Raw genomic sequence first — 19758 nt, forward strand, 5'->3', positions numbered from 1 at the left:
CCCTGGAGGGGATGTCATGGCTGTGGAAAAAGTAGACACCGTTGTTGTTGGGGGCGGCCAGGCGGGCATTGCCGCGAGCGAGCACTTGAGCAATCACGGGATTGCGCATGTCGTGCTGGAGCGCAATCGCATCGCGGAAAAATGGCGCTCGGCACGATGGGACTCTCTGGTTGCCAACGGTCCTGCCTGGCATGACCGCTTTCCAAATCGCGATTTCGATGACCCGGATTATGACGCTTTCATCCCTAAGGAAGCCGTCGCAGATTACTTTGTGGACTACGTTGAACAGATCAAGGCACCGGTGCGCTGCGGCGTCACCGTCGAACATGTCGAGCGGACCTCAAACGGGGGCGGCTTCCGGATAATGACCAGTGATGGCGCGTTTGAAGCCCGTCATGTCATAGCTGCTACCGGAGCATTCCAGAACCCGGCCATTCCGCCGCTCGTTCCGTCCGATGCACCGGTTCATCAGATGCACTCCAATGACTACCGCAACCCTGAACAACTGCCCGAGGGGGCTGTGCTGGTTGTTGGCGCGGGGTCATCCGGGGCCCAGATTGCTGAAGAGTTGATGGAGGCAGGACGGCAGGTCTATATCTCGATCGGCGCGCATGACCGTCCACCGCGGCGCTATCGCGGGCGCGATTTCGTGTGGTGGCTCGGCGTGCTGGGCAAGTGGGATATGCAAACGCCAGGAGCCGGCACAGAACATGTTACCATTGCGGTCAGTGGCGCTAATGGCGGACGCACTGTGGATTTCAGACGCTTCGCCGCAGGCGGAATGCATCTGCTGGGCCTGACGGAAAGCTACAAGGACGGAACGGTCCGGTTTGCCGATGATTTGGCCGAGAACATTGCGAACGGTGATGCAAACCACCTGGCCTTGCTGGAGGAGGCCGATGCCTACGTTGCGCGCCACGGCCTTGACCTTCCCGAAAACCCCGAGGAGCGCAAGCGCTGGCCCGACCCTGCGTGCTTGACAGATCCGACACGCGAGCTTGATTTGCAGCAGGCCGGAATCACCACGATCCTCTGGGCGACGGGCTTCGCTGTCGATTACAGCTGGCTGAAGGTCGACACCTTCGACGAGCGCGGACGGCCATTGCACCAGCGCGGTGTGTCGCGTGAGCCCGGCGTATACTTCCTCGGGTTGCCTTGGCAGTCGCGGCGCGGCTCATCTTTCATTTGGGGGGTCTGGCACGATGCCAAATTCATCGCGGATCAAATCGCCATTCAGCATGCCTATGAAACGTATCAGCCAGCAGAGTCAAACACCAAGAATTTACATGTTGCAGCTCTCAAAGAGGCCTAACCGGAAGCATACGGAACAAAAAACACGGATCAGGTGGCGAAAGTCAGGATTGCGATGAAGGCGACGTCCGCAACTGTGATTGAGGGAGCTGCCATGGCTGTTGCGACGACAGTCCCACTGATCAGATTGTGCATCGTTTGGACACCCAAACTCAGAGGCCCTCACGGTGGGTGAAACGGCCATCCATGATCGTTCCCAAGACTTTGATGTTCGAGATTTCCCCTGGGATGACCTGAGTAATGTCCTGATCAGGAACGACGAGGTCCGCGTATTTCCCGACTGTCATAGAGCCGATCTTGTCCTCCATCCGCTGTTGGGCCGCCGGATAGATCGTGACCGCTTTGAGGGACTCCTCCAGAGACGCCGGTTTGCGTGACAACGGGAAGGGCTTGGACTCTTCGTTGAGCGGATCCTGCAATGTCATGGCGATCTCGACATTTAGAAGCGGGCCGATCAGATCAATTGGAGAAGACGGGACGTCGGAGGAGATCGACACGTTGTGGCCAAGGGCTATCCGTGAAGAGTAGCGGGCAAAAGTGGCTTCGACCCGAGCCCGGCCCAACAGATCGGGCGCGTTCACGTCCTGGGTTTCCCAGTCGACACTGAAGATGGGGGTGGTGTTCACCATGATCTCGTTTCCGATGACCGTCTCGTGATCCAGATCGGACACCCAGAAATAGTGGTGCAGCAGGTTGTTCGGCACGTCATAGCCAGCTTCGCGGGCCGTCATAATGGCATTCACCACGTTTCGAACCGTCTGCGAGCCGTCCACATGGGTGCCGACAGGCAACCCGGCCATGTTGGCTTGCAGGTAGACCGAGGTGATCATCGATCCCTCAATGGCAGCGCCTCCGAATGTGCCGTCGGTATAGGGTTCCATCATCCAGGTGGTCTGCGAACTCCAGTTGCCCTCGGGGTGAATCTTGATTTCCCAAATTCGCAACATGCCGCTGTCATATTGTTCGCGCAGATCCAGCGTATGCCCGACGATTTCATCTGCCCGTGCGTTTGGGTCCTTGAACCCGGTTGCCACGAATGTGCGGATCGACAGGTCGCCCTTCTTTTCAAGCTCGTGCAGATGCGCCATCACCAGCTTCTCGTCCTCTTTCACAAGCGACAGATCGGTGACGGTCGGCATTGCCAGGAGAGGCACGTGAACGGCGGTGATGCCGGTCTTGACCGCCTGATCGTAGAGCCGCTTCTGAATGTCGGGGATTTCTCCGGCCGGGTCCCATGCGCCTGCGCTGCGGAAGGCGGAAGCCAATTGGAACTCGATCCCGATCCCGGTCTGCTTGCCACCAGCATCACGCTGCCAGAACATCACGCCAGGCACCTGGTCGGATTCATCAGGATCGACCTTCCCGGCGTCGAATGCCTTGGAGTTCATCCAGACGTCATGAATGGTGAAATCGAGGATAAAGGCGGGACGGTCAGGAACAACAGACTCAAGGTCTTCTTTGGTCGGCCAGCCGCCAAAGGACACCTGATCAAAACCATAGCCTAGGATCAGTTCCTCATCCGGGTTCGCGTCTGCGTAGTCCTTGATGGTCGCCAGGGCCTCTTCCAGCGTATCGACGCCAAAAAGGCTGATACCGCGCGAAGTCCAGTCGGAGGCAACAATGTGATCGTGGCCTGACGCGAAGCCCGGCAAGAGGGAATCGCCCCCGAGATCGAAGACTTCGGTGTTGTCCCCCACCATCGCCTCGGCGTCCGCCACATCACCGACATAGGTGATCTTGTTTCCGGTCACGGCCACTGCTTCGGCGGTTGGGGTGGTTTCGTCCACGGTCAGAACTCTGGCAGTCGTGAAAACTATGTCAGCGCTTTGTGCAAAGGCTGAGTTCGCTACCAGAAAGGTCGCCGCCAAGAAACTTGAGAACCGAGTCATTGTCCGCTCTAAAAAACTGCCACCAAAGTAAGATCGGAGAGGCTATCGTCTACTCAATTTGTGCTCACCCGCCACGGCAATTGGGTAGTGGCTTGGATAGGGCGAATTTGCCTGACAATGGAACACAAAAAAGTCAGCGTTTAGCGCGATCTCGAGTTTCCGATTTTTAAAAGTTGCAAGTGAAGACAATGGCGGCTTCGCCCGCAACTCGATCAAAGCCGTTTTTTGCGGGACTCTGCTCTGGGCCATCGCCCACCAGCCCCGGAGATCACCATCCCAATGGGTCAAAGGCCAATGTTGCTCCAAAAAATCAACTTGGACCAGTCAGATCAGGCTACTCAGCAGTACCAGCGTACCGCCATAGGCATGATCCCAGGAGGGATACGATGTCTCTTGAATGGATTCCTGCGCTTCGCGGGCCCCTCAATCATGTTCGCGTGATCGATCGCCAGAAATGCGCAAATTGCGCATCGGTCCCACTGATCGCAGCATCGATCTCAATTCAGGCGAAACGGCCGGTCATCTCTATCAATCGCAAGACGGTGAAAAACAGCCGTTTTGGATCACGCAAAAGCGTGAGGCTTGCGACGCATACGTCATTCAACGCTGGTTGCCTGATACATCGCGTGAAGAAACTGATGCGCCGTCACAGGATCGCTCACGAAGGGAGATCGTCGAATTTCACCCTTTCTTGTCTCGTCGCCGATCTCGTAGATCACCAAATCTTCCTTGATGGTCGAAATCACACTGAGCTCGTCAAGTTTCTCCGGGTCAACAGCCGTCGGGTCGTCGGAGAGAATGACGAAATCGGCCAGTTTGCCAATCTCGATTGAACCTTTGTCCTGTTCTTCGAAATGTTGCCAAGCGGGCCAGATTGTCAACGATTTCAACGCTGTCATGACGTCGACCCGGTGCCGGGGCCCAAGGATGTCTCCCGACCGCGTGCGGCGAGTTACGGTGGCGTCAAGAATTCGCATGCTGTTCGGAAACGCAACTGGGGCGTCGTGATGCGACCCGAACATCATCCCTCTTTCGATCAGCCAGCCAGTTGGTGAAATGTTCTCGGCATTGATTGGACCCACTGTGTGATCTCGGTGCCAGTCACCCCAGTAAAACGTGTGCATAGGAAACAACGACAAGAACACACCCATCCGGCGGTAGGCATCGACTTGGTCTTCGCGCAGGAACTGACCGTGGATCAGGACAGGCCGGTTTCCGGGGTCACCATACGTTTCCTGTGCAGCCTCGATTGCTGCGATCAACATGTCCGAGGCCCCTTCACCATTGGCATGGGTGATGATCTGAAATTCGTTCTCGTAACACCAGTTCACGGCATCCTGAACGGTTTCCATGTTGACTGCGGCGTAGCCCGCATAACCTGCCGGGTAATCGCCAACCGGGTCGTAGTAGGGACGATCGCGCAAGGCGGTAAAGCCCTGAGGAGAGCCGTCAATTGTCAGCTTGCAGCCTCCAACCCGAATGCGATTTTCATATGACTTGGACGCATTGTCTCTGATGTAGTCCCTGGCCTCTAGAACGTCCGGGTACGCGACGACGTCAATTGCAATTCGACCCTTCTTGGCCATGGCTTTCAGCGCCTCGACACTGGGTCCTGAGGACCGCCCGTCCTGCCCGGTGGTATAGCCGTAACTCGCCCAGAGCTCTGAACCTGCAACTGCAAATTCTTCGAAGGCTTCCGGACCCAGTTTGGACAAGACGGGAACGAGAGCGCCAAAAAATGCGTATTCTTCGAGAACTCCGTTCGGTTCGCCGTTGGTATCGCGCTGGATGATTCCGCCTGCAGGATCTGCTGTTGATGCGTCAAAACCCACGATCTCGAGCGTCTTGGAGTTCGCGACGCCGATATGGCCGGATTGATGAACAATGATGACGGGCAGGTCTTGCGAGACCGCATCAAGTTCATCGCGGTTTGGGTGCCGCTGTTCCGCAAGTTGGGCGTTGTCATAGCCGAAGCCGATAATAACGCCAGTTTTCTCAACGGCATCGCTGTTTTCATCGATCCAGTTGCGCAGCGTCTGTTGCAGACTGGCAATATCCGTCACCGCGCCATCTGGTGGCGAAAGCAGATTTGCGGACAGGGCCTGAAGGCCGCCAAAAACTACGTGCCCGTGACTGTCGACAAAGCCCGGAACCATCGCCCGCCCGTTAAGATTGTGGATTTCTGTCGTGTCGCCTTGATGCGCCAACAAATCTGATAACGCCCCCGCTGCGAGAATCCGCCCGTCCCTGACCGCAACTGCTTCCACTTTGGGTTGCGCGTCGTTCATCGTTAGGATCGGCCCGCCGGAGTAAATTGTGTCGGCAGTGTCCTGTGCGCTCACGGCCGCTGCTGAAAGCATGAAACCGGCCAGCCAGAGAAGTCTGAGATTATGCGACATCCAAAAACTCCCTCCCAATAAAGCCTTTGTGCAAAGATAGCTGGCATTATGAGTTGGTCCAACAGGAATGGAATGCGCGACTCTGTTTCAGCGCAGGTCAAACTCGTCATTCGGTCAGTCCTGGAGACGCCGCTAGTCTGTGAACTCCTGCAATTGAGAGCATTGTCGGCGTTTGTTTCAAGGCCAACCGGGGGGGCATTCGGCTGGCGATAGACACATGGCTGCCGGTGGGCCACAAAGGCACATCCAGTGTATTGCATGTGATGCCTGAAAGTTAGCGACAAAGCGGTATCGGTGCAGGATTTTTGGCGGTAGTTTCCCGTCAGTGGATGCCGGAAAACACGGGAGAATTACCTTGAAAGAGTGGTCAAACTGGTCGGGCAGCGCTGTTGCAAGGCCGGCGCGTCAGTTGGCGGTAGCCTCCGAAGGGGAACTGAGCGCCGTCGTCAAGGATACCGCTGGCGTGATCCGCATGGTTGGATCCGGCCATTCGTTTACACCGATCGCGGCGGTCGAGGGTGGAACACTCGTATCTCTGGACGGATTTGATCACGTCGAACCGGAAGGGTCCGATCAGGCAAGGATCGGCGGAGGAGGAAAACTCGGTGCGATAGCCACGAGACTGCATGAACTGGGCCATGCGTTCTCAAACATGGGCGACATCAATGACCAAACCCTCGGCGGTGCCCTCGCAACGGCCACGCACGGCACCGGACTCAAGTTTGGCTGTTACTCGGCGATGTTGTCCGAGCTGACCTTGATCGACGGTCGAGGTGAGAAACGTGTAATCGACCGTGCGTCCCAGACAGACCTTTTCCGCGCTATGTCCGTCGGTATCGGCACAGGCGGGATCGTGACCGAAGCGCTGGTCAAAACCACGCAACCCTACCGCCTGGATCGGAAACGATACGCGATATCGCTCAATGATTTTCTGGACGACTTCACGACCCGGATGAATGCATGCCGGAATGTGGAATTCTACTATATCACCGGGTCGGGACAGGCGCTGGTGATGGAAAGCGAAGCAAGCGATGCGGCCCCGGTTGCCAGACCCGAAGATCGCGATCAGGAAGGTCTGGCCCAACTGCGCCTTGCAGGAAAACTGTTTGCCCGGTTGCCCGCTTTGCGGCGCTTCACCTTGGGGTTGGCGATAAAATCGCACACCAGCGAACACTTCATAGAGGATTGGCACCGGGCCTTCCCGACCGATCGTGACGGTATCCGTTTCAATGAGACGGAATATCACCTGCCACTGGAAATGGGCCCGATTGCATTGCGCGAAATTGTAGAATTGGTGGAAAAGGAATTCCCACAGGTCTACTTTCCGATGGAAGTGAGGACCGTAGGAGCGGATGACCTGAGCCTGAGCCCGTTCTTCCAACGCGATACAATGTCGATCGCCGTGCATCACGAAGCCGGAAAGCCCTTTGAAGACCTCTTGCGTGCAGTGGAAACGGTCTTTCACAAGTATGAAGGTCGCCCTCATTGGGGCAAGTTGCACTCGCTCACCGCCTCGGGCCTTCGCCCGCTCTACCCCGAATGGGACATGGCCATAGAAGCCCGGCGAGAGCTTGACCCGGAAAGCCGGTTCGTGACTCCTTATATTGCGAGGCTTCTGGGACTGTGAGCCGCTATTTCGAAACTCTGATCCACGCGTGTGAAAACGCCGGTTTGCATCGGCCTGTCCTTGTACTTGACCAGATGCGTTTGAACGCCAACCTGATCTGTCTGCGGGAAAACCTGCCAACGGGAATTGCCCTGCGTTTGGCTGACAAATCCTTGCCGGTCCCGGATCTTCTGGAACATGGATTCCAAGCGCTTGGAACCGATCAGGTCATGTCATTTCATCTGCCACTGACCGCCAGAGTTCTGGCGCGGTTTCCAGCAACGCATGCACTCATGGGCAAGCCGATGCCCGTCGCCGCAGCAGCGGAGTTCCTGAACAACTGCCCGGACGCCTCACGTGTGACTTGGTTGATCGACAGTGCCGCAACTCTTGCTGAATATCGTTCGCTTGCGGTTGAAACCGGGACGAGCCTGCGCGTTGCTTTCGAAGTGAATATTGGTCTCGGTCGCGGCGGGTTTGAGACCCCAAAAGAGCTCGCGGCGTGTCTCAGCGATACCTCGCCGCTCATCCCCTGTGGCCTGATGGGATACGAAGCCCATGTGAATGCGCTGCCAAAGTTTCTGGGTGGTGGTGCGCAGGCGCAAGAACACGCCATGAACCGGCTAGGTGCATTCGTCAATTGCCTGTCGCCGGAGCAGCGTCAGATAATCAACACCGGAGGCAGCAACACGGTTCTTGGACTGCCGGGCAACGGGCCGGCAAATGATTTCACGCTGGGTTCGTTGATGTTAAAACCCTCCGATTTCGATCAGACGTTGAACGCTGCGATTGAACCTGCGCTGTTTATTGTCACGCCGGTCCTCAAGACTTGCTTGCACGGATTGCCCGGGCATCCCCGACTATCGGGCTTGTTGCGTGGCACAAGGATCATTCGCGACCGCATCAGCTTTGCCTATGGTGGCAAATGGATGGCCAGGCCCGTGTATCCGGAAGGCCTTGCAAAAAGCCCGTTCTTCGATGCGTCCTCGAACCAGAACGGGCTGTGCCTACCGCGTCATGCAGAAGCTCCTGGCCACTTCGTGTTCTGGCCCACTCAATCCGAGGCCGTCTTGCAACATTTTGGAACCGTGCACGTTTTTGACGGCAATGACATCTGCCGGGAAATGGACCCATTTCCGATTTGCTGATGGCGCTCAGACAGGGGCAGCGGATTTGATCACTACTGCGTTGCTGTCTCAGGCTTTCAGTTGGGAAATGAACCAGTCTCGAAAGTTCCGAGCGGAGGGGGAGGGGCGGTTGATCCTGAGAAAAAAGCCCTCCTTGCCTTCGATCGATACGTCGTGCGCCACCGTAAGCCGTCCGGCATTTTGGGCGTGGGCACTCAGGATCTCGCTGGCGAGTGCGATACCATTGCCCTGCGCGGCAAGGTGAAGGGCCATCCCGTAGCTGTCGACAAACAGGGAAGGACGTTGAACGGCTATTCCGCTCGCTTCGCTCCAGCGCGCCCAACCGTCGGATGTGCCGACAGTCTCGATCAGCGGGGCCTCGGATAACGGTGTGATCAGAGTGGCGGCCTTAAGCGGAACCAGCCTGTTTGGGGTAAGTTTCTGCGCGCCTTCTCCGGCCTGTTTTTGCGACCCGAAACGGATTTCAACATCTGCTATGGCGCTGTTGAAATCATCAGGCCAGATCGCGCTCAGGATACGCAGGCGCAGTCCCGGGTGGTTTTCGGTGAATTCACTGAGGCACGGAACCACAACCCATTGGGCAATACTGACCGACATGGCGACGGTCAGAACCTCCTCGGTCGGGCCAGCGTCGAACATGTCCGTTGCGATGCTCAGCCGCTCCAGTGCAGCACTGACTTGCGGCAACAGCCGCCGTCCATCGTCGGTCAATGCCAGCCCGCGGGCTTTTCTGGTGAACAGGGTGACGTGCAACCGTGTCTCCAGCGCTTTGATTTGCTGACTGACGGCAGATTGCGTCATACCGATTTCGGCAGCTGCTGCTGTAAAGCTGAGGTGGCGTGCAGCGGCATCGAACGCGCGAAACCAGTTGAGCGGGGGTAGGGATCTTGCCATGGTCAAGTCACCCATTAGTTGCACTTATGCCTTAGCCCAAAATTCTTTTGTTTGTCAAAAACCGGGCCCTGTCGGACAACCTTTGAGCGCGACAGGAGAATATGAATGCATCCCGAAATTCGGAAGATTGTAACCTATGACGAAGAGGTTCTGATCGAGGGTTTTCGCTCAGCAACAGAACCATGGCGCATGTTTGCGGTTGCGGCTGTTGTGCGCAATCCATGGTCGGGCCGGTATGTTGAGGATCTGACCCCTGAGATCCGGGCCTATGGGCCGGTATTGGGCGAGATGCTGACCAAGAGGATGATCATGCTCGCCGGTGGCGGAGACCGGATAGAGGCTTATGGAAAGGCTGCAGTTGTCGGACTGGACGGCGAGGTGGAGCACGCTTCGGGGCTCATTCACACCCTGCGGTTTGGCAACCATTACCGCGAGGCGGTCCAAGCGAAATCATATCTGGCCTTCACGAACACAAGGGGTGGGGCCAACGCGGCGATCATGGTGCCGCTGATGGACAAGAATGATGCGGGGCGTCGGTCGCACTATCTGACGATCCAGTTCGCAATTCCCGATGCGCCCCGTGCCGACGAAATTGTCGTTGTGCTGGGGGCGGCAACGAGCGGTCGTCCTCATCACCGTATCGGTGACCGATATCAGGACCTGAAGGATCTGGGCCATGACGTGGACAACCCGGCAGCGGTCTGAATTCGGAGCGCTGGCGGCGATATCCTCCGGTGAGGGCGCTCCGCTGGTTTTGCTTCACGGCGTTGGGTTGCGCGCTGAGGCTTGGAACCGGCAGGTCGATGCGCTGCTGGCTGAGGGGCACCGGATCATTGCGCCGGATATGCCGGGGCATGGTGGAAGCCCGACAGTCCCAATACCGCGCAGCCTTCAGGGTTATACCGATCCGGTAGCCGCAGGCCTTGATGAGCCTGCAATTGTCGTCGGGCATTCCATGGGGGCCATGATCGCTCTTGATCTGGCTGCCCGGTATCCGGATCTCGTGCGCGGTGTTGTGGCAATGAACGCAGTGTTCCGGCGCAACCCTGGGGCGAGGAAAGCGGTTGAGGCAAGAGTTGCCGCCTTGGATGGTGTGCACAGGGCAGACCCTACCGAAACGCTGGAACGGTGGTTCGGCGGCGCAGCCTCTCCCGAACGTTCGGCTTGTGAGCTCTGGCTGCGGTCCTGTGATCCCTCCGGATACAAGGCCGCATACACGGTGTTTGCCCAAGAGGACGGGGCATCATCTGAGGCGTTGATGGCTCTGAGTGTTCCGGCCCTGTTTCTGACCGGCAGCGAGGAGCCGAATTCGACACCTGAAATGTCTCGGGACATGGCAGCGCTGGTGCCCGGCGGGCGTTCTGAAGTGATCCGAGGTGCGGCACATATGATGCCGATGACACATCCCCGACAAGTCAACCGCAGCCTTTTAGGTTTCGTCAGGGAATGCCGGCCATGACAGCGTTCGACCCCAAAGAAATACGCAAGGCATTTGGCCGGTTCATGACCGGCGTTACCGTGGTCACAACCCGGGCCAACGATGGAACACCTGTTGGGTTCACAGCAAATTCCTTTACTTCGGTGTCGCTGGATCCGCCGCTTCTTCTTGTGTGCCCCGGAAAGTTCCTGTCTTCCTTCGATGCGTTCGAAAATGCCACGCATTTCGCCGTCAGCGTGCTGGCCGAAGGACAGGAGGAAGTTTCGAACACGTTCGCCGGCTTCAAGGGCGATAGGTTTGCCCGAATACCGCACGAGCAGGACCTGAACGGCGTTCCGGTCATTAATGGCGCCGTTGCATGGTTTTCATGTCAAACCCATCGTGTGATGCCCGCAGGCGATCATACGGTTCTTGTTGGCCAAGTGACCGGGTTCGATCACCACAGTGGCGGCGGGCTGGGATATGCAGACGGGCGATACTTCAGTCTCGGACTTGAGCGAGCTGCCGGCGAGAGCCCTCCAAGCGGAGCCGTTGTCGGGGCAATTGTTGAGACCCCGGCCGGAGTCCTTTTGGAGGAAACCCCTCATGGCCTTCGGCCTCCGCAGGTCATGGCAAACAGCCGGACCAATCAGTTGGAAAGCCTTTCAGACGGATTGGCCGTACGCGGAATGAAAGTCGATCTGGGACGGGTCTACTCTGCCTATGACGACCGGCGGCTTGGAACCCACCACACCTATGTGTTGGCCACCGCTCCGGTGCCGACCGACATGCGGGGTTTGCGCTGCGTCGCGTCTGACGATTTATCCCGGCTCGGTTTTGCGACTCCCGCGATCGCAACGATGATGTCCCGCTTTGCAACCGAAACCCGAACCCGTTCCTTCACGCTGTATCTGGGCGATGAAGATGCGGGAGATACGCACAAGACCTGAAAGGAGGCAGTGATGGAGTTCTCTCTTTTTGCGCATGTGGAGCGCCTGACCCCCGATCAGCCGCACGATGTTCTCTACAAGGATTTTCTGGGGCTCTGCAAAATGGCCGACGAGGGCGGCATGCGCGCGATCTGGACGGGTGAGCATCACGGGATGGAGTTTACCATCGCACCGAACCCCTTTCTGCCGCTGGTCGATCTGGCGCATCACACACGGAATGTCCGGCTGGGAACAGGAACAATCATTGCCCCGTTTTGGCACCCGATCCGGTTGGCTGGCGAAGCTGCCGCAGCTGATCAACTGACCGGTGGGCGCATTGAACTGGGAATAGCCCGGGGCGCTTACAGTTACGAATACGAAAGACTGATGCCCGGCATGGACGCGTGGGACGCGGGACAACGCATGCGCGAGATGGCGCCTCTTGTACCGCAGCTGTGGAAAGGCGATTGCGCGCATGAAGGTTCGTATTTCCAGTTTCCCGCCACAACGGCAACGCCGAAACCGGTTCAACAGGATGGCCCGCCAATATGGATTGCCGCGCGGGATCCCAACAGTCACGAGTTTGGCGTGCAAAACGGTTTCAACATTCAGGTTACACCGCTCTGGCAGGGGATGGCCGAGGTCGAAAGCCTGATGGAGCGGTTCAATGCTGCCTGCACCGGGTATGCGGGGCCGCGCCCCAAGATCATGCTGCTTCAGCACACCTATGTCGGCAGCGATGAAGAAGACGTGGCCCGTGCGGCCCACGAGATATCGCGCTACTACGCCTATTTCTTTGCGTGGTTCAAAAACGAGCGGCCGGTGCAGCAGGGGCTGATCCAGACCCTGACCGAGAAAGAACTTGGTTCCAACCCGATGATCGCTCCGGAAACACTGCAGAATGATCTGGTTTTCGGGACCAAACAGCAGGTGATTGACCGCCTGAAGCGATACGAAGATCTTGGCTATGACGAGTTTGCCTTCTGGGTCGATTCCGGAATGGAGACTGAACGCAAGCGTGCCTCGCTGGCCCGCTTCATTGACGACGTTATGCCGGCTTTCCAATAAAGGATGACGCAATGACCACGAAACCGCATTACCAGCTATTCATCGACGGCACATGGTCAGAGGGCGCGGATGGGCAGACCATGGCAACGGTCAATCCGGCGACCGGCGAAGACTGGGCGACATTCGCCTGTGCCGCGCCTGAGGACATCGACCGCGCCGTGGCGGCGGCAAGGCGCGCGCTGGGCGAACCCGGATGGCGCGACCTGAACCAGACGAAGCGCGGCAAGTTGCTGTTCCGATTGGCGGACCTGATCGAACAGAATGCCGAGGCCCTTGGCCGGATCGAGACCGCGGATAGCGGCAAATTACTGGCCGAGACCGCCAGTCAGACCGCATATGTGGCAGACTACTACCGCTACTATGCCGGTCTCGCAGACAAGATCGAAGGCGCGGTTCTTCCGATCGACAAGGCGGATATGCACGTGTTCACCCGCCGGGACCCCATCGGTGTGGTGGCGGCCGTCGTGCCGTGGAATGCACAGATGTTTCTGACCGCGACCAAGCTTGGCCCTGCACTGGCTGCCGGATGCTCTGTGGTGCTCAAGGCGTCCGAGCAGGCTCCGGCACCGATGATCGAACTGGCGCGACTGATCGACAAGGCGGGTTTTCCGCCAGGTGTGGTCAGCGTCGTGACAGGTGATGCAGAAAACTGTGCAATTCCGCTTACCCGCCACCCTGATGTGGATCGGATTGCGTTTACCGGCGGTCCGGATGCGGCCCGTCATGTGGTTCGGAATTCGGCCGAGAGTTTCGCCGTCACGACACTGGAGCTGGGGGGGAAATCCCCCATTCTGGTTTTTGACGATGCGGATCTGGAAGGTGCGGCCAATGGGTTGATTGCAGGGAATTTTGGCGCATCGGGCCAAAGCTGTGTGGCCGGGTCGCGCGGGTTTGTGCAACGGTCTGTTTTCGAGGACCTCGCCAACTTGATCGAAGCCAAGTCCAAGGGGATCAATGTCGGCGATCCGCTTGTGGCGGACACCCATGTCGGGCCGCTTTGCACCGGTGCGCAAATCCACCGGATTGTTGAAACGCTCGATCAGGCTCGGGCACAGGGGGCAAGCATCAGATTTGGCGGAACGCCTCTGGATCGCCCGGGAAACTTCATGGCGCCGACACTGGTGGAATGCGCGACGCCGGAAACCGAAACGCTCAAGGTTGAAATGTTCGGGCCTGTCATGTCGATCTTGCCGTTCGATACCGAAGAGGAGGCGATCGCTCTGGCCAATGACACACCTTATGGGCTCGGCTCAGGTGTGTTCACTCAGAACCTCGCCCGGGCGCACCGTGTATCAGACAGGTTGAGGGCCGGGATTTGCTGGATCAACACCTATCGTGCGATTTCCCCGATCGCCCCATTCGGTGGCTTCGGCCAGTCAGGTTACGGGCGCGAGGCCGGAGTGGAGGCCATTCTGGACTACACAAGAACCAAAACAACCTGGATCAGCACGTCCGATGCGCCGATGGCGAACCCGTTTGTCATGCGATGAGCGCGATGAACACTTGCAGGGCGCAGACACGCGGGCCAACTCTATAACGCGACTCCGGCAGTGTCGCGGGTACCTGCGCGTCGAATGCCCTGACGTCCGATCAATCACAATGATGCCGGCGTGTCTTCCGCGTCACTGCTGTCTGCGCTAAGTGGAAAGCAACAAGCCTTTGTCGCGCCTGTGTGGCGTCGAAGATCGGCTCGCAATGCGCCGCACAAAGAGGAACATGCCCATGTCAATTCGACGCCTCATTATCGCAAGCCTGCTTGCCGGGGCTCTGCCGGTTTCGGCCTTTGCTCAATCTGCCGAGGATGTATCGTCGCGTCTCACGCTGGAACTGAACACGGTTCAGGATGTCGGCGAGGCCTGCCGGTTGACGTTCTTGGCGCAAAACGACACCGGAACGACAATCGACAAGGCCGTTTACGAGACCGTGATTTTCGACACCTCTGGTGGGGTCATAAGCCTGTCTTTGTTTGATTTCAGAGACCTGCCGGCAGATAGGCCGAGGGTCCGCCAGTTTGATCTTGCTGGGATGTCCTGTGACACGATTGGTCAGGCGCTTATCAACGGCGCGAATACGTGCATCGTGGACGGTGCTGAAAGTCCTGTGTGCCACGAGGCACTCAAGCTTGGCAGCCGGATAACTGTGGAGTTGCTTGGATGAATTTCCTTGATGCGTTGAGCGGAATTCTGGCCCTTGGCGGGCCAGTTGTCGCTGTGTTGCTTGTCATGTCTGTGCTGACCATGTCGGTTACGCTGTACAAGCTCTGGCAGTTCATGGCTTCGGGTGTCGGTCGTCATCGGGTGCTGTCCGAGGCGCTGGCGGCATGGGATGCGGGCGACCAGCCAGCGGCCCGGGCCCGCTTGACCGAGAGCCGCAGCTACCTTGCCCCCCTGGTCGGGGCGGCAATGGATGCGCCAAATCTGCCCGGGCTGGACAATCGCCTTGATGCAGAGGCCGGCCTTGCGCTCGCCGGTCTGGAACGCGGTTTCCGACTACTCGACACGGTAGCACAGCTTGCGCCTCTGCTTGGCCTGTTCGGCACAGTGCTCGGTATGATCGAAGCATTCCAGAGCTTGCAGGAAGCCGGATCCTCGGTCGATCCGTCCCTTCTGGCGGGCGGTATCTGGGTGGCATTGCTGACCACGGCTGTCGGCCTTGCGGTTGCGATGCCCACCTCGATGATCCTTGCCTGGTTCGAGAGCCGAACCTCGCGTGAGAGGGTCTTTGCCGACAAGGCTTTGCGAACCGTTCTGACGCCTGCGCAGGCTGTTACATCGGCGGCACGGGTGGTCGGGGCTGCCCCGGCCGCACCCGGGCATGCGTAACGTTTCTCCCTTTGTCAGACGTCCAATGTCGATGACACCTCTCATCGATGTGATTTTTTTGCTTTTGCTGTTTTTCATGCTGTCGTCGACCTTTTCGACCTACGGCGAGATTGAACTAAGCCAGGCCGCGTCTGGGGAATCTTCGGCAGGGTCGCAAACGGAAAGGCTGTTCGTTCAGCTCGGGGCTGACCGGCTGGTTTTGAACGGGGCGCCGCTGACTTTGGATGAATTGGCTTCGGACGTCGATACGGGTCAGATTCTCGTCAGCCTTGATGCCGACGTGACAGCGCAGCGGCTAGTGGATCTTCTGGTCCGGTTGAGGGGCCGTGAAGGCCTGTCCGTGCTGGTTCTGGAGTGAGCGTATGATCCGTCCGACCGCGCCTCGCCGTAAACGGGATTCGACAATTGCACTGATCAATGTCGTCTTCCTGATGCTGATCTTCTTTCTGATCGCAGGAACCGTGGCGCCACCACTGGACCCGGAGCTGAACCTCGTCGACACTTCGGGTCTTGAGGGGCGCGAACCGCCTGACGCACTGGTCCTGCTTGCAGACGGGACACTGAGGTTCCGCGGAGCGACGACAGACCCCGAGGCCTACATGGCCAGCCACGAGGGCGGGCCGGTGCGGATCGTTCCTGATCGCAACGTCGCGGCGCCGCGGCTGATCGAGATTACCGGAGATCTTCGTCGCCAAGGCGCGCCCTCGATCGTCCTCGTGACCGAGCGGGCCTTGGAATGATCCGGAGGTCGGCTTTCATTGCGGCGGTGGCGCTGCTGCTGTCGCTCATGGTGCATTCCTTGGGTGTGCTTTTTGTCTCGCGGGGGGCGCCAGAAGAGCAGGTCAGCCAACCGGAAACGGACGTGATTGCCGTGGGCAATGCCTTTGAAGATATTGCCGAAACCGTTTCAGAACCGCCACCACCCGAAGAGGCTCCGGCCCCGGAACCGCCTGTCGAAACACCGGCAGAACCTGAGCAAGCTGAGATCCCGACCTCTGATGCGCTGGTGGCGTCGGAAAGCCCCCAGGATACGCTGTCGCCTGGCATGGGGCCGTCACAGACAGTCCAACCGGTTACGGACGAGTCGAGCAATTCGGAACTGGGCGTCGTGAACGAAACCAACATCGCAGAACCTTCCGATGGCGAAAACGGTGAAAGTGACGAACGATCCGGAGCCTCTCCGGTCACGCCTGAACCGACCCAGCAAGCTCCGGAAGGGAATCCGGATACGACCACGCCGCCGGTCGAAACCATCGTCGCGGAAACAGGTTCCGAGGTTTCCGAGCCGGCAGCTCCGCAACCAGAGACCTCAGAGCAGGTTGCGGCATTGCCTGTTCCGCAGTCGCCGGTTCTTCCTGTTACGCCGACGCCAGAGCCGTCCGTGATCCCAGTCGTGCCGTCCGAAAGCGAGACCACCGATCCAACCCCTCCCGAAGAAACCGTGGCAACGGAACCGGAAGAGGCCACTGCCCCGGAGGACAGCGAGGGGTCTGAACTTGCCGTGGCATTGTCGCTGCGCCCGCGGCTACCGACGCAGAGGCCCGAAGCAGAACCGCAAGGTGTGCGCGACGGTTCCGACCAGAATTCCGACCCGAACGCCAAACCGACTCAGGTGATCGAGTCGCCGCTTACGGTGTATCAACGCGATGGCATTGATCTGACGTTCAGCAGACGGGGCAGGGCAGTTTCTGGCGGGATCGGGTCTTTGGGATCTACAGGACCCGGAAATTCCGATGTCACAAACTACATCGGCCGCGTGCTTGTTCATCTGAACAACGCCCCCGGCGTCCGGGTATCCGCGCGCGGGTCTGCTCGGGTCTTCTTTGTCATCAACCCGGATGGCTCATTGGCCCGTGTCGACATTTTCGACAGCTCCGGTTCGCCTGAAATCGAGCGCGCCGCAAAAGCGCAGGTCCAGAAAGCGGCCCCGTTCCCGCGGCCGCCTGACGGGAAACGACGAAACGTCAGTTTTGTCTATCGGATCGACTGATCAGAACCAGCAACAAACCGGACCCAGCGAGGCCGGGCCAGATCCCGCAAATGCTTGGCTGAGTTCAGGACAGTCCCTTGGCCAGCGCGTCAAAGGCTCGAAGTCGAGCGATCAATTCGCCCATCTGGTCCACCGGGATCATGTTCGGTCCGTCCGAGGGCGCGTTGTCCGGATCCTGATGTGTTTCAATGAACAGTGCCGATACGCCGACCGCGCATGCAGCACGCGCCAGCACCGGGGCGAACTCTCGCTGACCACCACTTGTGGTCCCCTGTCCACCGGGTTGCTGTACCGAATGCGTTGCGTCGAAGACGACCGGATAGCCGGTTCGGGCCATTGTGGGCAGGCCGCGAAAGTCGGTAACCAGCGTGTTGTATCCGAATGACGTACCCCGGTCGCACAACATGATGCGTTCATTGCCGGTCGAAGCGATCTTTTCTGCCACGTTGCCCATGTCCCAGGGCGCCAGAAACTGTCCTTTCTTGACGTTGATGGCGGCACCGGACTCCCCAGCCGCGAGCAACAGGTCGGTCTGGCGGCACAGAAAGGCCGGGATCTGAAGAACATCACAGACTTCCGCGGCGGGTGCACATTGCTCGGGCGCGTGCACATCCGTCAGAACCGGGCACCCGAATTCGTCCTTGATACGTCCGAGGATCTCCAGTCCTTTCTCCATTCCAAGACCGCGCTGCGTGGAAATGGAAGATCGGTTGGCCTTGTCATAGCTGGCCTTGAAGATGAAGCGCGTGCCGGTTGGCGCACATGCCTCGGCAATTTTCTCGGCCATCATGCGCGCGTGGTCGAGGCTTTCCAGCTGACAGGGTCCGGTAATGAAGGAAATCGGGGCGTTGCCGCCGATCTCGATATCTCCGACGGTAACAGAACGGGTCTGAAGAATATCCATGAGTGCAGTATCCTTTTCGGAAGGCGGGTCAGGCTACGCCGGCGCGCAGCAAGTCGTGCAAATGCAGTATGCCAATCGGTTTGTTTTCGTCGTCGACAATCACCAACACCGTGATCTTTCTTTGGTTCATTACCGCCAGCGCCTGTGCAGCTAGGTCGTCTGCCCGCGCAGTGATCGGGTTTTGTGTGGCCACTTTGCCCGCGTCATGGGTCATCAGATTGGCCATGTTTCGGCGCAGGTCGCCATCTGTGACAATCCCCGTCAGCCGTCCTTCGGTGTCGACGACGGCGGCAATGCCAAAGCCCTTGGATGTCATTTCGATCAGCGTCTCTGACATAGGGGTATCTGACTTGACCAGGGGCAAGTCCTCCTGCCCGTGCATGATCTGCTCAACCCAAGCCATCTGGGCGCCAAGCTTGCCGCCCGGGTGATAGACGCGGAAGTCTTCGGCGGCAAATCCGCGGCGTTCCATCAGGGCAACGGCCAGCGCATCACCGATTGCCAATGTCATCGTGGTCGACGTCGTCGGGGCCATGCCGATGGAGCAGGCTTCGGGCGCGGGCGGCAGGCACAATCGCAGATCCGCAGCTTTCATCAACGTGCTTTCTGGCTTCGAGGAAATCGCGATCATTGGGATCGAAAAGCGCCGCGTGTAGGCCACGATATCGCTTAGTTCCGCCGTTTCACCGGAATTCGAGATCAGGATGCAGACGTCGTCTGCCCCGATCATGCCCAGATCACCATGAGAGGCTTCGGCCGCGTGAACAAACAAGGATGGCGTTCCAGTCGAAGCCAGTGTTGCCGACAGCTTGTTGCCAATGTGGCCTGACTTACCGATGCCCGATACAATCACACGGCCGCTGTTGTGATAGATCAGATCAACCGCGCGTTCGAAGTCTTCTGGCAATTCAGCGGCCAGTTGATGCAGGGCTTCGGCCTCGATGGACAAAACCCTGCGGGCCGAGGTGTTGCTGTCGAATTCGGTTTGCAGATCAGTCTGTGTCATGTCGGACCGGAATCCCCGTCTGGGCGCAAAACGCGCATTCAGCCCCTATCTACGCACGGACCGGGCTGATTTCCAGCAGAGGTATCGCCAGAGAACAGATTAAACCGTTAGCTGCCGGTACGTCACAAGTGGGTGGAAAGGTCATTTCTGGAGCGGGCGATGAGATTCGAACTCACGACCCTAACCTTGGCAAGGTTATGCTCTACCCCTGAGCTACGCCCGCAAACAGAAATGTCTCTCAATGGAGCGGGCGATGAGATTCGAACTCACGACCCTAACCTTGGCAAGGTTATGCTCTACCCCTGAGCTACGCCCGCCTCCTTGAGTGAGCCGTGAAGTATAAACTCTGGCCGCAAGCTGCAAGAGGAAAATCAC

General features: G+C 58.5%; 18 protein-coding genes and 2 tRNA genes. 13 read left to right on the forward strand and 7 right to left on the reverse strand.

What is annotated here, in order from left to right; translation table 11 throughout:
- The first annotated feature begins 16 nt into the window (after nucleotides 1-16).
- Nucleotides 17-1312: a flavin-containing monooxygenase gene (locus tag ACP15U_RS13765; RefSeq protein ID WP_425045717.1), complete on the forward strand. Its 1296-nt coding sequence runs from the start codon at nucleotides 17-19 to the stop codon at nucleotides 1310-1312.
- Nucleotides 1313-1463: 151 nt separating this feature from the next.
- Here the strand turns inward: ACP15U_RS13765 and ACP15U_RS13770 are convergent, their stop codons facing one another.
- Together ACP15U_RS13770 and ACP15U_RS13775 are read right to left on the reverse strand one after the other, a co-directional pair.
- Nucleotides 1464-3200, reverse strand: coding sequence for an amidohydrolase (locus ACP15U_RS13770; protein WP_425045718.1), 1737 nt, complete (start codon nucleotides 3198-3200; stop codon nucleotides 1464-1466).
- A gap of 596 nt (nucleotides 3201-3796) precedes the next feature.
- A complete protein-coding gene (locus tag ACP15U_RS13775) occupies nucleotides 3797-5599 on the reverse strand; it encodes an amidohydrolase (protein ID WP_425045719.1) in 1803 nt (600 codons plus the stop codon).
- A 355-nt stretch (nucleotides 5600-5954) separates the two neighbouring features.
- Here ACP15U_RS13775 and ACP15U_RS13780 point away from each other — a divergent pair, with 355 nt between their 5' ends.
- Nucleotides 5955-7226, forward strand: a complete 1272-nt coding sequence (locus ACP15U_RS13780; RefSeq protein ID WP_425045720.1) for a D-arabinono-1,4-lactone oxidase — start codon at nucleotides 5955-5957, stop codon at nucleotides 7224-7226.
- A complete protein-coding gene (locus ACP15U_RS13785; RefSeq protein WP_425045721.1) occupies nucleotides 7223-8353 on the forward strand; it encodes an alanine racemase in 1131 nt (376 codons plus the stop codon). The genes ACP15U_RS13780 and ACP15U_RS13785 overlap by 4 nt, the downstream gene beginning before the upstream one ends.
- A gap of 48 nt (nucleotides 8354-8401) precedes the next feature.
- On the opposite strand, the gene ACP15U_RS13790 is transcribed toward ACP15U_RS13785, so the two are convergent.
- A complete protein-coding gene (locus tag ACP15U_RS13790; protein ID WP_425045722.1) occupies nucleotides 8402-9247 on the reverse strand; it encodes a LysR family transcriptional regulator in 846 nt (281 codons plus the stop codon).
- A gap of 105 nt (nucleotides 9248-9352) precedes the next feature.
- Here ACP15U_RS13790 and ACP15U_RS13795 point away from each other — a divergent pair, with 105 nt between their 5' ends.
- From ACP15U_RS13795 to ACP15U_RS13840, 10 genes are all read left to right on the forward strand, one after another.
- Entirely contained in the window at nucleotides 9353-9952 is a 600-nt protein-coding gene (locus tag ACP15U_RS13795; RefSeq protein ID WP_425045723.1) for an amino acid synthesis family protein, read from the forward strand.
- Nucleotides 9924-10706: an alpha/beta fold hydrolase gene (locus ACP15U_RS13800; RefSeq protein ID WP_425045724.1), complete on the forward strand. Its 783-nt coding sequence runs from the start codon at nucleotides 9924-9926 to the stop codon at nucleotides 10704-10706. The genes ACP15U_RS13795 and ACP15U_RS13800 overlap by 29 nt, the downstream gene beginning before the upstream one ends.
- Nucleotides 10703-11614 carry a flavin reductase family protein gene (locus tag ACP15U_RS13805; RefSeq protein WP_425045725.1) on the forward strand — a complete coding sequence of 304 codons (912 nt, stop codon included), beginning with the start codon at nucleotides 10703-10705 and terminating at the stop codon, nucleotides 11612-11614. The genes ACP15U_RS13800 and ACP15U_RS13805 overlap by 4 nt, the downstream gene beginning before the upstream one ends.
- Before the next feature lie 12 nt (nucleotides 11615-11626).
- Nucleotides 11627-12661 (forward strand): LLM class flavin-dependent oxidoreductase, encoded by a 1035-nt coding sequence (locus tag ACP15U_RS13810; RefSeq protein WP_425045726.1) that lies wholly within the window; start codon nucleotides 11627-11629, stop codon nucleotides 12659-12661.
- Nucleotides 12662-12672: 11 nt separating this feature from the next.
- On the forward strand, nucleotides 12673-14151 hold the full coding sequence (locus tag ACP15U_RS13815; RefSeq protein WP_425045727.1) for an aldehyde dehydrogenase: 1479 nt from the start codon (nucleotides 12673-12675) through the stop codon (nucleotides 14149-14151).
- Nucleotides 14152-14383: 232 nt separating this feature from the next.
- The gene (locus ACP15U_RS13820) at nucleotides 14384-14818 is read left to right on the forward strand and encodes a hypothetical protein (protein WP_425045728.1); all 435 of its coding nucleotides are present in this window, start codon (nucleotides 14384-14386) and stop codon (nucleotides 14816-14818) included.
- Nucleotides 14815-15483, forward strand: a complete 669-nt coding sequence (locus tag ACP15U_RS13825; RefSeq protein ID WP_425045729.1) for a MotA/TolQ/ExbB proton channel family protein — start codon at nucleotides 14815-14817, stop codon at nucleotides 15481-15483. Before ACP15U_RS13820 ends, ACP15U_RS13825 begins: the two co-directional genes overlap by 4 nt.
- Nucleotides 15484-15508: 25 nt before the next feature.
- Nucleotides 15509-15841 carry an ExbD/TolR family protein gene (locus ACP15U_RS13830; protein WP_425045730.1) on the forward strand — a complete coding sequence of 111 codons (333 nt, stop codon included), beginning with the start codon at nucleotides 15509-15511 and terminating at the stop codon, nucleotides 15839-15841.
- 4 nt (nucleotides 15842-15845) lie between these two features.
- A complete protein-coding gene (locus ACP15U_RS13835) occupies nucleotides 15846-16223 on the forward strand; it encodes an ExbD/TolR family protein (protein ID WP_425045731.1) in 378 nt (125 codons plus the stop codon).
- Nucleotides 16220-17473 carry a TonB family protein gene (locus ACP15U_RS13840; protein WP_425045732.1) on the forward strand — a complete coding sequence of 418 codons (1254 nt, stop codon included), beginning with the start codon at nucleotides 16220-16222 and terminating at the stop codon, nucleotides 17471-17473. The genes ACP15U_RS13835 and ACP15U_RS13840 overlap by 4 nt, the downstream gene beginning before the upstream one ends.
- Before the next feature lie 64 nt (nucleotides 17474-17537).
- Here the strand turns inward: ACP15U_RS13840 and kdsA are convergent, their stop codons facing one another.
- The 4 genes from kdsA to ACP15U_RS13860 all read right to left on the reverse strand — a co-directional run bounded on the left by kdsA (nucleotide 17538) and on the right by ACP15U_RS13860 (nucleotide 19700).
- Entirely contained in the window at nucleotides 17538-18377 is an 840-nt protein-coding gene (kdsA, locus tag ACP15U_RS13845; RefSeq protein WP_425045733.1) for a 3-deoxy-8-phosphooctulonate synthase, read from the reverse strand.
- Nucleotides 18378-18405: 28 nt separating this feature from the next.
- The gene (locus ACP15U_RS13850; RefSeq protein WP_425045734.1) at nucleotides 18406-19383 is read right to left on the reverse strand and encodes a KpsF/GutQ family sugar-phosphate isomerase; all 978 of its coding nucleotides are present in this window, start codon (nucleotides 19381-19383) and stop codon (nucleotides 18406-18408) included.
- 148 nt (nucleotides 19384-19531) lie between these two features.
- Nucleotides 19532-19606: transfer RNA gene (locus tag ACP15U_RS13855), tRNA-Gly, on the reverse strand.
- Nucleotides 19607-19625: 19 nt separating this feature from the next.
- Nucleotides 19626-19700: transfer RNA gene (locus tag ACP15U_RS13860), tRNA-Gly, on the reverse strand.
- Nucleotides 19701-19758 lie beyond the last annotated feature (58 nt).

Source organism: Primorskyibacter sp. S87 (genome assembly GCF_049801055.1).
Classification (GTDB): domain Bacteria; phylum Pseudomonadota; class Alphaproteobacteria; order Rhodobacterales; family Rhodobacteraceae; genus JBNAGF01.

Excerpts from the sequence above, each read along its gene's own strand:
- ACP15U_RS13765 (WP_425045717.1), top strand. The coding sequence starts at position 17 with ATGGCTGTGGAAAAAGTAGACACCGTTGTTGTTGGGGGCGGCCAGGCG.
- ACP15U_RS13770 (WP_425045718.1), bottom strand. The coding sequence starts at position 3,200 with ATGACTCGGTTCTCAAGTTTCTTGGCGGCGACCTTTCTGGTAGCGAAC.
- ACP15U_RS13775 (WP_425045719.1), bottom strand. The coding sequence starts at position 5,599 with ATGTCGCATAATCTCAGACTTCTCTGGCTGGCCGGTTTCATGCTTTCA.
- ACP15U_RS13790 (WP_425045722.1), bottom strand. The coding sequence starts at position 9,247 with ATGGCAAGATCCCTACCCCCGCTCAACTGGTTTCGCGCGTTCGATGCC.
- ACP15U_RS13795 (WP_425045723.1), top strand. The coding sequence starts at position 9,353 with ATGCATCCCGAAATTCGGAAGATTGTAACCTATGACGAAGAGGTTCTG.
- ACP15U_RS13800 (WP_425045724.1), top strand. The coding sequence starts at position 9,924 with ATGACGTGGACAACCCGGCAGCGGTCTGAATTCGGAGCGCTGGCGGCG.
- ACP15U_RS13805 (WP_425045725.1), top strand. The coding sequence starts at position 10,703 with ATGACAGCGTTCGACCCCAAAGAAATACGCAAGGCATTTGGCCGGTTC.
- ACP15U_RS13810 (WP_425045726.1), top strand. The coding sequence starts at position 11,627 with ATGGAGTTCTCTCTTTTTGCGCATGTGGAGCGCCTGACCCCCGATCAG.
- ACP15U_RS13815 (WP_425045727.1), top strand. The coding sequence starts at position 12,673 with ATGACCACGAAACCGCATTACCAGCTATTCATCGACGGCACATGGTCA.
- ACP15U_RS13820 (WP_425045728.1), top strand. The coding sequence starts at position 14,384 with ATGTCAATTCGACGCCTCATTATCGCAAGCCTGCTTGCCGGGGCTCTG.
- ACP15U_RS13825 (WP_425045729.1), top strand. The coding sequence starts at position 14,815 with ATGAATTTCCTTGATGCGTTGAGCGGAATTCTGGCCCTTGGCGGGCCA.
- ACP15U_RS13830 (WP_425045730.1), top strand. The coding sequence starts at position 15,509 with ATGTCGATGACACCTCTCATCGATGTGATTTTTTTGCTTTTGCTGTTT.
- ACP15U_RS13835 (WP_425045731.1), top strand. The coding sequence starts at position 15,846 with ATGATCCGTCCGACCGCGCCTCGCCGTAAACGGGATTCGACAATTGCA.
- ACP15U_RS13840 (WP_425045732.1), top strand. The coding sequence starts at position 16,220 with ATGATCCGGAGGTCGGCTTTCATTGCGGCGGTGGCGCTGCTGCTGTCG.
- kdsA (WP_425045733.1), bottom strand. The coding sequence starts at position 18,377 with ATGGATATTCTTCAGACCCGTTCTGTTACCGTCGGAGATATCGAGATC.
- ACP15U_RS13850 (WP_425045734.1), bottom strand. The coding sequence starts at position 19,383 with ATGACACAGACTGATCTGCAAACCGAATTCGACAGCAACACCTCGGCC.